This window comes from Vibrio splendidus 12E03, assembly GCF_000272105.2.
Classification (GTDB): Bacteria; Pseudomonadota; Gammaproteobacteria; order Enterobacterales; family Vibrionaceae; genus Vibrio; species Vibrio splendidus_I.
Map to the genome: position 1 here is coordinate 89,772 of NZ_AJZD02000032.1, position 15,789 is coordinate 105,560.

The 15,789-nt window shown below is 43.4% G+C and carries 15 protein-coding genes; all 15 read right to left on the minus strand.

Annotated features, from left to right (window positions below; genetic code table 11):
- Positions 1–2 precede the first annotated feature (2 nt).
- Positions 3–491: a rod shape-determining protein MreD gene (gene mreD / locus A142_RS03740; protein WP_019826951.1), complete on the minus strand. Its 489-nt coding sequence runs from the start codon at positions 489–491 to the stop codon at positions 3–5.
- On the minus strand, positions 481–1,368 hold the full coding sequence (mreC, locus tag A142_RS03745) for a rod shape-determining protein MreC (RefSeq protein WP_008220573.1): 888 nt from the start codon (positions 1,366–1,368) through the stop codon (positions 481–483). Before mreC ends, mreD begins: the two co-directional genes overlap by 11 nt.
- Before the next feature lie 94 nt (positions 1,369–1,462).
- A complete protein-coding gene (locus A142_RS03750; protein WP_004740843.1) occupies positions 1,463–2,506 on the minus strand; it encodes a rod shape-determining protein in 1,044 nt (347 codons plus the stop codon).
- 150 nt (positions 2,507–2,656) lie between these two features.
- Positions 2,657–7,024 carry a DUF6701 domain-containing protein gene (locus A142_RS25370; RefSeq protein WP_019826953.1) on the minus strand — a complete coding sequence of 1,456 codons (4,368 nt, stop codon included), beginning with the start codon at positions 7,022–7,024 and terminating at the stop codon, positions 2,657–2,659.
- A complete protein-coding gene (locus A142_RS03760) occupies positions 7,021–7,479 on the minus strand; it encodes a hypothetical protein (protein ID WP_019826955.1) in 459 nt (152 codons plus the stop codon). Before A142_RS03760 ends, A142_RS25370 begins: the two co-directional genes overlap by 4 nt.
- A complete protein-coding gene (locus A142_RS03765) occupies positions 7,469–8,191 on the minus strand; it encodes a PilW family protein (protein WP_019826957.1) in 723 nt (240 codons plus the stop codon). The genes A142_RS03760 and A142_RS03765 overlap by 11 nt, the downstream gene beginning before the upstream one ends.
- Positions 8,191–8,553 carry a type IV pilus modification PilV family protein gene (locus A142_RS03770; protein ID WP_019826959.1) on the minus strand — a complete coding sequence of 121 codons (363 nt, stop codon included), beginning with the start codon at positions 8,551–8,553 and terminating at the stop codon, positions 8,191–8,193. The genes A142_RS03765 and A142_RS03770 overlap by 1 nt, the downstream gene beginning before the upstream one ends.
- Entirely contained in the window at positions 8,550–9,047 is a 498-nt protein-coding gene (locus tag A142_RS03775; RefSeq protein ID WP_019826961.1) for a type II secretion system protein, read from the minus strand. The genes A142_RS03770 and A142_RS03775 overlap by 4 nt, the downstream gene beginning before the upstream one ends.
- 122 nt (positions 9,048–9,169) lie before the next feature.
- The gene (locus A142_RS03780) at positions 9,170–9,661 is read right to left on the minus strand and encodes a type II secretion system protein (RefSeq protein ID WP_019826962.1); all 492 of its coding nucleotides are present in this window, start codon (positions 9,659–9,661) and stop codon (positions 9,170–9,172) included.
- 35 nt (positions 9,662–9,696) lie between these two features.
- Entirely contained in the window at positions 9,697–10,272 is a 576-nt protein-coding gene (locus tag A142_RS03785; RefSeq protein WP_019826964.1) for a prepilin-type N-terminal cleavage/methylation domain-containing protein, read from the minus strand.
- 79 nt (positions 10,273–10,351) lie between these two features.
- Complete coding sequence (locus A142_RS03790) at positions 10,352–10,807, minus strand: hypothetical protein (protein WP_019826965.1); 456 nt, start codon at positions 10,805–10,807, stop codon at positions 10,352–10,354.
- A 3-nt stretch (positions 10,808–10,810) separates the two neighbouring features.
- Entirely contained in the window at positions 10,811–12,034 is a 1,224-nt protein-coding gene (locus tag A142_RS03795; RefSeq protein WP_019826967.1) for a type II secretion system F family protein, read from the minus strand.
- A gap of 12 nt (positions 12,035–12,046) precedes the next feature.
- Positions 12,047–13,771 carry a GspE/PulE family protein gene (locus A142_RS03800; RefSeq protein ID WP_019826969.1) on the minus strand — a complete coding sequence of 575 codons (1,725 nt, stop codon included), beginning with the start codon at positions 13,769–13,771 and terminating at the stop codon, positions 12,047–12,049.
- Positions 13,761–14,906, minus strand: a complete 1,146-nt coding sequence (locus A142_RS03805; RefSeq protein ID WP_029405753.1) for a tetratricopeptide repeat protein — start codon at positions 14,904–14,906, stop codon at positions 13,761–13,763. The genes A142_RS03800 and A142_RS03805 overlap by 11 nt, the downstream gene beginning before the upstream one ends.
- Positions 14,907–14,908: 2 nt before the next feature.
- Positions 14,909–15,748, minus strand: a complete 840-nt coding sequence (locus A142_RS03810; protein ID WP_019826973.1) for an ExeA family protein — start codon at positions 15,746–15,748, stop codon at positions 14,909–14,911.
- Positions 15,749–15,789 lie beyond the last annotated feature (41 nt).

Genomic DNA, 15,789 nt, shown 5'->3' on the forward strand with positions numbered 1-15,789 from the left:
CGCTACCTCACATGCCAATGGCGACGTACGCGCCTCATCAACAAGAACATCCAAGGCCAAAGTATACAGTTTATCAATGCACTCCATAACGATAATGGATTGAAAACGACATCTTGGATCAAATATTCACCGAAGAATATCAGCACCTCAAACAATACCGTTAACGCCGCAATGATCATGGCTTGTTGCCACAGTGCCATATTACGAATTACGAGGAAGTTTAACGCAACAATGTACATCACGATTGCCATCATCATGCCTCGAATTCCTAATGTCGAACCAATCAAAAGGTCCCACAATAGGCCCAGAATCAAAGCGCTGCCCACGTTAACACGGTGCGGCAAAGCCAGAACCCAGTAACAAGTAACCAGCAATAACCAAGACGGTCTGAACAAGTCTAAACTGCCTGGCCATGGAATGGTTTGCAGAATAAGCGCGATCAATAATGAACAGCCAATTACTATCTTGCTTCTTAAAACGCTATTGGCCATTTTCATCCTCTAACATTGCTTGCTCTATGTTGGATTGATCGGTTTGTTTCTGTTTGTTTTCGTCAGGCCACACAAGCAGCAGATATCTAAGCTTATCAAACTCAACCACAGGTTCCGCTTTGATTACCGCAAACTCACGTTTCGGATCGTAATCAACCTTAGAGACATAAGCGACTGGGTAACCTTCTGGATAAACACCACCAAGCCCTGACGTTACCAAGAGGTCTTCTTCCTGAATGTCAGTACTGGTTGGAATGTGTTCTAGCTGGATTTCATCAATCATGCCATTGCCAGAAGCAATCACACGGATATCGTTACGGATAACCTGGACGGGAATCGCATTGTTTGCATCCGTCAGTAGCAAGACTCGACTATTGTGAGCCGCAACAAAGGTCACTTGACCAACAATACCTTTCTCGTTGATCACCGGCTGACCTTCATACACCCCATCAATCTGACCTTTATCGATCACGACTTGATGACGGTATGGAGAGGTATCAACGGCCATAACTTCAGTAACGACTTTCTTTTCATCACGGATAAACGGAGAGCCTAATAGCTTACGAAGGCGCTTATTTTCTTCTTGATATTGCTCAAGCAAAATAAGCTCGCTCTTCAGTCGCAAGACTTCTCGTTTCATATTATGGTTTGATTCGATCAGTCCTTTACGAGTGCTAAAACGGTCGTATACACCGTCGAACATCGTACGAGGTAGGTTAGCTGCATATTGAATTGGGGCAACCATGCTGTTCAATAGATAGCGGACATTTGAGAAAGCATCTAAACGACTATCAGCCAGCATAAGGCTGGCTGATAAAATTACAGCAAAAAACAGGCGCAATTGTAGAGAGGGACCTCTACCAAAAATTGGCTTCATTCTATATTTGATCCTAGAGCTACATTTGATCCTATAGACAAGGTCCTAGGCTCTTTACATAAAACTAGATAATAAAAGAGCCTAACACTAGATATTATTCTTCGCTGAACAGATCGCCGCCGTGCATGTCGATCATCTCTAGGGCTTTACCGCCACCTAGAGCAACACACGTTAGTGGCTCTTCTGCAACAACAACAGGGATACCTGTCTCTTCTGTTAGCAGACGATCAAGGTCTTTAAGCAGTGCACCACCACCTGTTAGTACCATACCGTTTTCTGAGATGTCAGAAGCAAGCTCTGGTGGACACTGTTCAAGTGCAACCATCACTGCCGATACGATGCCAGATAGAGGTTCTTGAAGTGCTTCAAGGATCTCATTTGAATTTAGGCTAAAGCTACGAGGCACACCTTCAGCAAGGTTACGGCCACGTACTTCGATCTCTTCTACTTCATCGCCAGGGTAAGCTGAACCGATTTCGTGTTTAATCTTCTCTGCCGTCGCTTCACCGATCAAGCTGCCGTAGTTACGACGAACGTAGTTGATGATAGCTTCATCAAAACGGTCACCACCGATACGAACAGAAGATGAGTAAACCACACCGTTTAGAGAGATAACCGCAACTTCAGTAGTACCACCACCGATATCAACAACCATTGAACCCGTTGGTTCTGATACGCGTAGGCCAGCACCAATCGCTGCAGCCATTGGCTCATCGATTAAGTAAACTTCACGAGCACCAGCACCTAGCGCAGATTCACGGATAGCACGACGCTCAACTTGCGTTGAACCACAAGGTACACAAACCAAAACGCGAGGGCTTGGTTTAAGCACACTGTTGTCATGTACTTGTTTAATGAAGTGCTGAAGCATTTTTTCCGTTACGTAGAAATCAGCAATTACGCCATCTTTCATTGGACGGATCGCTGAAATGTTACCAGGCGTACGACCAAGCATTTGCTTAGCAGCGTGGCCCACAGCAGCGACACTTTTTGCAGAACCCACACGATCTTGGCGAATAGCTACAACTGAAGGCTCATCAAGAACAATGCCTTGGCCTTTTACATATATAAGGGTATTGGCAGTACCTAAGTCAATCGATAGGTCGTTTGAAAACATGCCACGAAGTTTTTTAAACATATTCTTCGCTCATCCTGCAAGAATTAGAAGACAAAAATTGCACTAAATGTACCAATGCCTTGCTGTCACGGCAAGGCATTGAAGTATAAACATGGACTGAAATCCGCAATTTCTTACAGATTCCTAACTTAACCATCAAAAATTATATTATTACTGACCTGTTAAGCCGCTTTCACCTCGGTAAATAACGCGATCGTTACCACGGTAGATGCCAAATGTGACGACGGTGGAGGGATCTTCATCGCCTAGTTGGCGCCAATTGTATTGCAACCAAGGTTGATCTTCGTAATCTGTCGAACATGATATGTCATTTTCGCCCGTCTTCTTGCTTGGTTTCGAATCACCCATTCTTAACCATAGACGGACTTGCTCACGCGGCGTATCTGTACCTGCAGGCGTATTTTGATTCGCGGTGACCTCTTCCTCACCATCATCTACGCTGCCACTGCCGTTAAGCGAAGCTAACGTGGTTATCGCCCCGTCACTGTGCCAAATCACTTGTTTACAAGCTTTTGAACCATCAAAGGCACTGCGACTATCATCATCGTTGACGACAAATTCGCTGCCATCCCAGAATTCAGCTCGCAGCGGAATAGTTAGAGTAGTACCGGAATTACCACCAATATCATCCAGTGCCATTCGGCCATATCTGGCAGGGGGTTGAATCAGAAACTCTACAGAGCCTGTCAAAGTATCTGAATCAGTAAATGACACTGGGTCAGCACCGTCTACCGTTAAACCGAAATGGGTAACTGTAGAATTAGCATCCGATGTATTAAAAGGATCATCCTTGCGACTAACACTATCAGAATCCGTAACTCGCTCAAGAACAGCGGCACTATCGTTCAACAACCAGTGCTTGCGATCAGTAGACCAAGCCCCAGCATCAGTATCTAGTAAGAACCGATTATCGACGGCTGTGTCATCTAGAACACCAAATTTCGCCTGTAAATCTGAATGGAAGAAACGATAATTATTGAGCGCGTTACCAACACTGCTTTCACCAGATGCCATTGGGTACACTTGATGAACAGTTGAGTCGTAAGGTTGACTCAAATAAGCAATGTCGTTTTGATTCGCGACATTCCATTCAGGATTCTCTTGCAGGAAATATTTCGGATAAAAGCGGCCAATTGATTTACTTCCAGAGAAACCACCGAGAATCTTGCCATAAAAGCTATTCGAGTCTTCAGTAACCTCAAAATTAAAACTACCCACTTCTGAATATTCTAAGTTCTTAAACTTATAGCCATTATCAGAAAGTACTATATCGGAGCTAGATTGAGTTAGTTGACTAGTCGGCTCTAAGCTACCTAATACTGCACCACTGTTACTAGGTGTATCTAATGTATGAGTTGCACTCACCGCACCTGCAGAAAGCAAATAATTTTTTGTTACCAAGCTATTATTACATTGCTGACTTGCATCACTCGTGAACCGAATAGGTTTAGCAAACACGTCAAACTCTTCCCCTGCAGCAGCAAACGCACTCCCACTACTACTGTTTCCATCAGAATTGTTGTTCGTGCAGATTGCAAATTTCCAAGGTCGGACATAGACATCAACGACACCTTCTAATGCATCCCAACTTTCACCGTCAGTATCTTCACAATCATATCCTGTAGGGCATTCAAAAGTAGGATCGGAAAGTTTGAAGCTAACCTTACCAGCTTCGCTGTAAATAACTGAACCAGTAGTTTGAGCGGAACTGTCAAATTCAAAGATTACCGAGGTATCACTCCAGTCGCTCTTACTTTTTACCAATAAGTTTCCATCAACTGCTCCTTGAGCAGAGGTGGGGTTCACCAACGAAAAGTCCGATACACCAAGGTTTTTATCACCTTGATAACCGGAAACCAATGTTGCTTCATCGCCTTTGCAAGCTAATACTTTCAAATCAAATGTCGCAGCCTGATCGGCTACCGCATATACATCACTCGCTTCAAATTTATAGAGTGATACTAGAAAATCACCAGAGTCATTTTGGCTTGAGTCAGAAGCTAATTCAGCCTCAATTTTATAAGTCCCAATTGAGTCAGCATCCAAACCGAGCGTCAATATTCCTGATGAATTTGTCGAATAAGAGTTACCACCGTTATGGAGTCCCTCAATAACACTATCAACGGTTATGCCAGTAGGTGTCGTAATATAAACTTCAACTGGCTCCGTAGCTGGACTCCCTTGCGAGTCAGTTATGGTGACTGTCACTTGTGGAATTTCACACAATAAAGAGAAGTCTTTATTTGGGCTTAAATCCAATTGATAACTCGCAGGGGGGCTGTAACAACTATTCTGTCCTAAGATCACAGTATTGGCATCATGTATGGTTAAGCTATTGGTTATAACTGAACCTCCGATCGTTCCACCATTATTAAACTGGATCGAATCAAATAAAATATGCGCATTAACTATTGCCCCTGATGCGATGTTGAATGTGGCATCAGCCTCCGGGCCATAGAAAATCAAATCATCACTAACGTGATCATTGTTCACGTCTGCCGGGCTATTAAAGATTAATGAATCTTTTATTAATATCGCCGACTTAGAGCTCACCTTAATCGTATTATTCGTACTATTAAACTTTAGTGTCTTGAAATAATGATAGGTATTTGCTCCAACCGCCAAAGTAACATTTGAACTATTAGATGTGAGATTACCGATATACACTTTTTTGTTCGCTGGAAATCTGTATTCAACTGGATAATCAGAGCCACCATATCCTAAGGTTAGTGAGTTAAGATCCACATTTATATTGATCACACCATCGCCTTGCCCTGCTGGGTGACATGTATCCCCAACCAAAGCAGCCTCACAACTTCCGGACTGATCAATTTCATCAGGTCTTGAGTTGTTGAACACTACATCACCACTTAACTCTGGAAAGTTAATTGGGGGGAGTTTACTTGCGTCAACCTTTTCACCACCGGTAATACAAGTACCAGTCTGACACGTGTACTGGTAATTGGAATAATCAGTTAATCGGTCAAACCCCATCCTGATATCTTGGCAATTACTTTCGCTTGGAGAGCAAGATTCACCACTCCATCCGCCGATGAAATACTTTAAAGGCTCACCATTAGGAAAATTGGGGGCATTATTGAATGTTACTTGAGAATTATTCTTCCAAGAACTCGCTGGAGCAGGGAATATCTCACAAATATCAATTGAAATATCGTCAATTTCAAAAGCAAAGTAACCAACCTCTTCAGGTATATGTGTGCGGTCTCTAAAGTCCTCATCAACAACAAAGCTAACTTGGTTCGTGTTAATGTTACATCGACGTAACCAACCTCCGTGTCCACCAGCCCTCTCTTGTTTATTAGCTATGATCCCCTCAATATTAGTGAGAGAGGTTGTGGCATATTTATCTTCACAGCCATCTAACATTGGATCATTTCCATTTTGACTAGGTGTATCATACCCTCTTGCAAACTGAACCTTATACCCATCAACCTCAAGGTTAGAGTTAGTCGGCAATGTCGCTAAAAAGGCTATTTTTTCATCTTCATAGTCGAGGTTACTGTTGTGAGAGGCACTCAGCTCTAAAAATAGATCAACATAAGATCGCTCATTAGTTCTTTTTACCTTGCCAGATGTCATCCATTTAGGACTGTTGTTCCGAGTTTGGATCTGATGTAACACGACTGGGTTTGAAGAAAATGTACTTCCACCAAAATCACTGTAGAGAACTCTATCATTATCGTTTGAACCAAACTTTGCACTTGCTTCATCTGTCTCTATGTAACCCGCAATTACTTGATGTCCATTAAAATCAGCAACACCGGGTTCAATGGCAAGATAGCTTACCTCTGTCATTGGTTGGCTGTTTAAATCAGGTCCCCAACCGTTTTTAGGCGCTTTTACCTGCTCGATAGTGGCTTCCGTTTTCGTAACATTAGTCACAACTAACGTTGCTGGAGCATCTAAGTCAGGGTTATTAGAAGTAATAGTAGGCATGACGAACACAAGTGGTGTATTCGTAAAGGGTTTATTTAGAGGTATCTTACATTCTGAGCCTGCACATTGCGCGACTCCAAACTGGTACTGCGCTTGCGAGACATAACTTGGCGGTGGTTGAGTTATATCATCATCGCACTGAATCTCACTAGCTCCATCTCCCGATACAGCAATCGCTGCAGAAAGCCCTGAAAGATCAGCAAATTGAGGGAGCCCAACTTGTCGCCAAGAACTTCCTTCCCATAAATTATAAGTTAGCCAACCAGATTTATTCGAACTACTTTCATATTCAAGCCAAACTTCATAAAACTCACCGTTATTAGTTTCATTGTCATCAATTACTGGACTTTGAACATTGACATCGTTACTCCAAATTGGCGTAGGGCTGCCGCCATTTCTTTTCGTCGCGTAGATAGTATCTCCCCCCGATGCAGGGGATAATTTAAACCATACGGAAAAATCATCTCCAGCATGAAGTGAGCTGCATTGTGACGATGAAAAATCAGCAAAAGAAGGAAAAGAAATAAATAGCAGTATCAATATTATACTCAAATGCTTCATTCAGCCTCCTTCACCCAAAGTTCTTGATTACGCTGTACTTGGCTCACACCAGAACCACAAATTACCGAAGACTCTAAAACATAGAAAACAAAGCCATCAAGCTCTCCCCGATTGGAACACTGTATTCGATCAAGAGAACAATTCACTGGAGTTGTGTTAACCATAGAGCTTGCTACTGCAAAGATCTCACCTCCAGGCTGCAGGTCATTACTGCTACAAACACTAGCAACGGCAGAGGAAGCCGCAGGGTCAGGATTTGGGTAGAACTGAGTCATAACATACTCATTAACCGAATGGCTGAGTAACCAAGCTTGCGTGCCAAGTACAACTCGAGTGTTTGAATCATTATCAGACCAACTCGTTCGACTCAAACTTGTCGCTAAGAAACCAAGCACCACGATAACAAAGATGACCATAACTAGCGCACTACCTCTTTGGCTTGTTTTACGGGACATTAATCACCTGTATATCTTGCTCAAATACTGTGGATTCATTATTTTCTGAAAACTCAAGGGTCAATTCAACGATACCATTGCTCTGAACATTCGCGGGTTGATAACTCAGAGTGCTATTCTCACTCATAACTCGATCGCTTATTGTGACACCATTACGAGTTAATAAATTACCGCTCGCAAGGCAATATTCCACAAGGTTATTTGAGTCAAAAATGTAATGCCTTTTTCCTACAGATTCACTGACAAGAGTGTTAGCTCCATTTGGAATAGAAAAGTATGCAGCGGACGCACTTGGAGGAACTACACTATCGAGGGGGTATATATTATTTAGGTTGCCGATATCAGTATGTGGTCGAGTCGGGTTTATAACCAATGACATGGATTGCAATGAGCTGCTTGTCGCTCCAGAATCACTCACTAGAAAATTAATATCCGCACCGGAGATCACGTAGAAGCCCGAGTCAACAATAGGATAAAATGAGACACATCCGCTACTAACAGAAGCTGGAAACAGGTTAGGTACAGCATGCCTTACTTCACGAGACAGTTTTTCTAATACAAACCTGGCTTCCGTTTGTAGTCGAAAGCGTTCTACAGAGCCAAAATAGCCTCTCATACCAAGTTCAGTAAAATTCGCGACACCAAGCAAGACGATACTTGAGATAACAATAGCTAAAATCATCTCTATGAGCGTAAACCCTTTCCCTTTCATTAATACTCCCCTTTATAAGCGACTAAAGTGATAGGAGGATTATTGCTTGCGGTAATTGTGAGCGTAAACTTCTGCATCGAAGCTGTTGGTGTATCGTTGGTAACAACTAAATCCACATCAAAATTAGCATAAGTGTTGCCGAGTTCAATTGGAGTGCCAGAGCTCACCGAACCGTAATCTCGAGATAAAAGATCGGTCATAATACTTTGACCTAATGCCGAAGCTCGGTTGGAATAATTTACTTGTCCTGAAAGTGCGGATTGTGGTGCAAGAAAAGTAGAAAATGCGAGCATAGCAAAACCAAGTAATACAATAACAATGATCGACTCGATTAGCGTAAAGCCACTATTTTCGTACTTCATGGGCATACCTGATTACTCGGATAAACAAAACCTTGAGAGTTAATACAAACCCAGACTCTGTCTGAACTATTTTTTGATGAGATGGTAATTTGAACACCAGCTGAAGCAGCACTCTCAGGGTTACCCAACAAGTTGAATTCTATTGGGGAAGAGGTCGTAGAGAGAGGTTGAGATGAAAACGTGTAATCATCACTGGAAATAACATCACTTCTGGTTTCAGCTAGATTGTCACAGGCCGATTGAGAGCCAAGGCAACCATTTACTGCCACCAAACGTAAGCTGTCAGCCCCAGACACAGACATATCCATATTCGATTGCATTCTATTGAGCTGAACCTGTCGTACAACAGAAGAAACCTGCTCTTGCAGAGCATATAATTCATAAATTTGGCGACCACCAAATCGGCTGATAGCTGTCACAGAGATAATCGCAAGTAAAAGAATCACCACAATTAATTCTACTAGAGTGAAACCTTTATTTGGCTTTGTATTCATATAAGCCTTAATTGGTTAATTTGACTATCTAGATTATAAATTACTATATGGAAGGATAAAGTAGCAGTTTAAACATATTAAATACAAAAAAAGACCAGCCGAAGCTGGTCTAGAACAAAAATCTAGTTACCACCACAGCCATCAGCTGCAGAACCTAAATTTACAGTAGTAGTTGCAGCACTTGCCGCTGTTGTACCAGTAGCTTGCGTATAAGTAACGATACATGCCGCTGCGTTAGCATTCGCACCTACAAATGAGTATGTAATACTGGTATTTGCAACACTAGCAGTTACAGCCCAATCTGTAGACAAGCCAACAACTGCTGCACCAATACCATCAGCATCCGCTGTTGGGTAACCAAAAGACGTTGTAATGCCTTCCACTTCTGGAGCTGGGTTTGCTGTGTACTCTTGAGACTCAACGCCCTCTACAGCAGCTTTGCCATAAACAATACCAGCAGCACTATCAATTGCACCTTTTAGACCTTGAAGTGAAGACTCACGAGCATCATCTTGCAGGTTAAGGAAACGTGGTGCCGCAGTGACAGCAAGAATACCTAGAATAACAATTACAACCACTAGTTCGATTAGGGTGAAACCGCCTTGTCTTTTCATAGTTAAGCTCTCTCTATGTTTAATTTTACGCAGACTTACTGCAAAGTTACGGTCACACGACCAGTTTTAATTTCGTAAACAAATTCATGCTCGGTACTACCCTCTAATTGAACGTAGGTACAGGTTGCATCACCAGAATTTGCTTGCGCTGAATACTTGTAGTTTGAGTTGTTCGCTACATCTGCAACAGGGCCCACTTTCGGTGGGTTTTGCAGCAAGTTTTCCATCAACTCAGAACATGTTTGGTCTGAAATATCTTGTGGCGCAGTGCCAGAATTGTTGTTCAGGGTCCATGGATAACCATCTCGAAAATCAGTATCCACATTGCTACTGTTCTTTGATCTTGTTAACCAAAAATCAACACCATCATAATTTACAGTATTGTATGTTTCAACACCTATCTTCTCTGACGGCCTTGCTTCTGCTTCCCACTGTGCTCTTGCCGACAAAACAGCCGTTGCAAAGCCACCAGCGACACCTTCAATACTGGATTTCTTGGCTTCATCCGTCACATCAAGAAAACGAGGCAACGCAGCGACCGCCAATAAACCAACAACTACGATCACTATCACTAATTCGACAAGGGAGAAACCCTTTTGATTCTTAAGCATTTTCTACCTACTCATCTAATTATTAACGCGCATTATACATTCGCGCACGTATAAAACCATACTAAAACTGTCAATATTTTCACAAAGCCAAAATATTGGCTTTCACGCTAAACCTTTCGCTCTTAAGTAATATATCTATCTGATATTTATCACCATAATGATAAGTACAATGAAACTGTTTGTTATCACTTTGGTCTTCAACTCTTGGGGAGTTTAGCCCTAGAATGCTCTTCGGTGGATACAATTCATCCAACCAATAATTACAGTCTACCTCCGAGCCTTGAATGGGCATTACCCACCCAGTTCTGCTGTAGCTTTTGGGGTATTCAGAGTTGCTTTTTTGTTCTGCACCTTTAAGCAAATATCGCTGTTTGAACAGGTTTGCTTGTTCAAGGATACGCTTACTTGCCACGATTAATGCCGTATTGGTCGCATCCTCTTCTACTGACTCCCATGCAGAAAGTAGCCCTATAGTTAGAAAAAGAATAACCACAGTCCAAATCACAAAACGTGAGCGTTGTAGGTTATTTAGCATTCCTTAACCTTTGATTGCATCCAGCATTCCCCACATCGGTAAGAAAATACCGAGAGCAAGAATCAACACCATGCCTGCTACTATGGTCAACAAGATCGGTTCTATTCTTGCGGTCAAGGTTTTAAGATCATAATCGACTTCTCGATCATAATAGTCAGCCACTTCGAGTAATAGCTCATCGATACGACCCGTCTCTTCACCTACCGAGATCATTTGTATCACCAGCGGTGTGAAAATTTCGCTGTTAATCGCCGTCGATGAAACCGTACTACCTGCTTCGATAGCCGACTTCATGGCTTGTACCCGTAGCTCTAAAAAGCGGTTATCTAGGGCTTCAGCCGATAGCGCTAAAGATTGATTTAGCGGCACACCCGCTTTCAGCATCAAAGCAAAGGTACGCGAAAAACGTGACAGTAATGCTCGGTTCACGACCCCACCGATGACAGGTATTTTTAAGCGAATCCTGTCCCACTTCTCTAGACCTTTGTCCGTCTTAACCCAGGCTTTAAAAGCAAAGATAAAACCAAAGATCACGCCGAGCATGATTCCCCAGTAATTCACAAAGAACTCAGACATACCGATTAAGATACGGGTCGGCAGTGGCAAATCGACACCAAACCGAGCGAACATGCTGGAGAACTGTGGAATAACCTTGATGTTAAGTATGAACATCGCGATCAAAATAAAGCTGATCACGAAGGTTGGATAGCGCATCGCGGTCTTGATTCGCTTTCGAGTCTCGACTTCTTGTTCGTAGTAACCCGCTAATTGCAACAAAGCCTGATCAAGACGACCTGTATTTTCACCAACACCGATCATAGAAACAAACAGTGGGCTAAACACTTTAGGGTGCATCTGCATCGACGCCGCTAAACCACGACCATTGGTTAACTCAGCAACCACCTCTTCAAGTGCGGCCTTCAACTGCTTATTTTCGCAGTTTTGGGTCAGGCCTTTCATCGATCTTAACAGTGGCACGCCCGCTTTGGTTAAGCTGTATAACTGACGGCAGAACAGCACCAGGACCTCAAGTGGTACACTCGGTGAAAATAGAGCAGAGACATCCATATCCAATACGGAACCACCACTTTTCCCAAGCTTAATCGAGGTTGGGATAATCCCCTTACTCATCAAGCTTTCAGCGGCAAGATCTTCGTTATTCGCGTCTAATTGACCACTTACTTGGCTGCCATCGGAGCTGCGGCCTACATAACAATACGTTGGCATATCACTCTACCCCTACAGATAAATTGGGTCAGTTGAGCCAGATGCGTCACCTTCGCCGAGGTTCATTATCTCGTCGAGGCTCACTACACCTTGCAAAGCCAACTCCATAGCAGAGGCTAATAGTGGTTTGTAGTTTTCAGACTGTCTTGCGGTTTGAGCAAAACCAACGGCATCGTTAGCTCTTAAAGCATCCATCATGTTGTGCTCAAGCTCCAACATCTCGAATACACCGATACGCCCGCGGTACCCGGTTAAATTACAGTTCTGACAACCACGACCTTTCATGAAAGGGACGCCGACCTGATTAGGGAAACGAACGCTCAGCCATTGTTTGCGCGCTTCATCCAGTTCGTCATCAACCTTACAGTCGGTACAAACTTTACGAACCAATCGCTGTGCCACTACTGCTCGGACCGCACTCGCGACTAAGTAACCTGGCGCTCCCATATCCATCATACGCAATGCACTGTCTACCGCATCGTTGGTGTGAAGGGTACTTAGCACTAAGTGACCGGTAAGTGCAGCTCTCAAACCAATCTCGACCGTCTCATGGTCACGCATCTCACCAATAAGAATGATATCGGGATCCTGACGTAAAAAGGTTCTTAAGATAGTAGAGAAGTCGAGATTGATTTTAGGATTAACCTGCACTTGGTTGATTCTAGGCAGGCGATATTCCACCGGGTCTTCCGCAGTAATAATTTTTTTACCCGGTTCATTCAATTCACTTAGCGCACCATAAAGGGTGGTTGTTTTACCCGAGCCCGTAGGACCAGTGACTAGAATCATTCCGTGAGGGCGGCGTAACTGTTTACGAAGACGAACCAGCAGATCACTCGGTATGCCCGACGCTTCCAATTTACGTAAACCAGCAGACTGGTTAAGCAAACGCATTACTACTGACTCACCGTGCTGCACTGGCATAGTCGACATACGAATATCCACAGACTGACCTTTCGCTCGAATATTGAAGCGACCGTCTTGAGGAAGACGCTTCTCTGAGATATCGAGGTTGGCCATCAGCTTTAAACGCAGTACAAGTGCCGAAGCGATATTCACTTCGTTAAGGAGAGTTTCATGTAACACGCCATCAATACGCTGACGAAGACGTAGCACATTAGAATCAGGTTCAATATGGATATCGGAAGCGCCTACTTGAATCGCATCTTCAAACAGCGAGTTGATCAGCTTAACCACTGTCACTTCGTCACTGTCTTCTTCTTCGATATCAAAATCGAAAGCTTCATTAACTTGGTGCTCTGCATGAAGCTGCTCAGCGAATGAGGCGATCTCTTTGGTTCTACGGTAGTAGCGATCAAACCCATCGACCAGCTGTCTTTCTGGTGCAACAACAAATTCGAGTGCGTAATCACCCAATTGACCAAGTAGTGATTCCTGAGCAAACAGATCCGCAGGATCACTCATCGCCACGCGCAGCGTGTCACCTTGACGACCAATAACCAATGCGCGAAGACGGCGGGCATGCACTTCAGGTAAAAGCTGAACAGCTTCAACATCAACGTTCGCTCGACTTAGATCGATAAGAGGAATAGCAAGCTGTTGCGACAAAAAGCTTAGCATTTGTTGCTCAGACAAGAAGCCAAGTTCAATAAGAGCATCACCAAGCTTACGACCAGTACTTTTTTGAGAGGCAAGCGCTTGTTCAACTTGGGCCTCGGTAATAATGCCTTCTTCAACAAGCAAATCACCAAGTCTTTTTCTTAATCTAATTTGCATTGCTGCTCTCCTCTAAAACACTGATTATTTTCAATCGGTCACGCACAAAGCTTTGTGATTGAGATGAGATACCGACTCGAGTTAACGCACCTTGGTATGATTGTTTTGCTGCAGCGAAATCTAACTGTCGCTCTTGCTGTATCGCTAAACCTAGCCACCAGCGAGCGTTCTCAGAATCGACCTCGACCAGCTTTTGGTAACTCTCCAGTGCTATTTCTTCTTGCTGTGACTTTTGGCTCAGCGCAGCACGCATTGCTAAGTATTCTTGAGTTGGATGCGGAGGCATGTGTATCAGAGGGCTTAACGCTGCCTCTGCTTGGTCCGCTTTCACCAACAATTTAGATAGTCCCAAACGTAACTTTTCACTATTGATGTTGAGTTTAATGCCCGACTGAAAAAGTTCGTAAGCTTTACGAGTATCGCCCTTGCCGAAATAGAGAATAGCGAGCTTTTGACGAACATCCTCATTTCTTGGCGTATAACGAAGTGCTTCGTTGTACCCCTTCAATGCACCAGTAAGATCATTTGCATCCAACGCTTTCTGAGCTCGCCCTTGAGCATTTATAGAAAGTTGCTCTGGGGTCAGTTCTACTTGTTCAATCAGTATTCCACTATTTTCTGAATCTTTGGGCTCATCAGAAATAGAAGCTGGGCTGCTCTTCGCAACACTCGCAATCAAGGTCGGCTCAGGAACTTGTGTCGTATTTACTTTTGTTTTTGCTATCGGTTTCGCTTGTATCTGAGGTTTTGTTATTTGTGGCGTTTTAACCACTGACTCCACAACTGGCGCCTGATTCCGAATACTTGTTTCTGAGCGTACTTGAGTTAGATAGGAAGAATCGACCGTTACTAACTTTTTAGTTGGCGATGACGGAGCTTGAGTAACAATGGCAGGCACTTCTGGCGAGCTGTCTACAACAGTAACCTGAACCTGCCTACCTTGAGTCAATATTGAGTTATCGACCGTTGGCCCCTGTGATATCGCCCAACCACCCATGGCTAAGCTCAGAGTAAAACCTGCTGTTACCCACACCAAAGGTGATCGCGTTTTTACCTTAGGCACGACCGCGGCTTCTATTGCTGTCGCTGATTTTTTCTTTGCCAATTCAGACAAGGCGTTATTAATGACGCTCATAATTAATTCCAACCCCACAGTATTGGCGTTTTAAATTTGGGCTTACACACATCGTAAGTTTCATGCATCGCAGAAAACAGATGTTGGTTATCGATACTTTTTTTGCTTTCACTGAACGACAACAGTAAAGCCTTGTGGCATAGCTGATTTATCAACCTTGGGATACCTTGTGAAGAACGACAAATCGCTTTTTTTTGATTCAAACTGAACAGTTCTGGGTTGCCACCAGATTTAGCAATTCGGTTATCAATATAAGCCACCGTCTCATCAAGAGTTAGCGCCCTTAATGTCGAACTAAAAGTGATTCTTTGACGAAATTGTCTTAGATGATAAGCCTCTAAACGAGCGTCTAGTTCTGGCTGTCCAAGTAACACTATCTGAAGTAATTTCTTGTCTTCAGTTTCCAGATTGCCGAACAGTCTCAATGTCTCTAGTGCTTCGTCAGAGAGAGCTTGTGCCTCATCAATAATCGCAACCACTCTTAAGCCTGAATTATGCAGTTCAATCAACTTATGTTGAATGTTATCCACCAGCGAGGCTTCGTTCTCAACCTTTAAATCAAGCTCTTTGGCGACAGCATGACGTAAGTCAGCTCCGGACAACACTGGGTTTGGCAAGTAAATTAATGCAGTACAGTTTTTTAGGTGATTGACCAACATCCGACAAACCATAGTCTTACCGGTGCCTACTTCTCCAGTCACCTTGATGACGCCCTCTCCCATCTCTAACGCCGAAATGACCGTTTGAATCGCCTCAAAATGCGGGGCTAATCCGTAAAAAAAATCGGTATTCGGCGTTAAAGTAAATGGCAGCTGTTCAAAACCAAAATGAGCTTGATACATAGGTTCACCCGGCTTAGTGAAGCGCTGCCAATTCAGAAAGT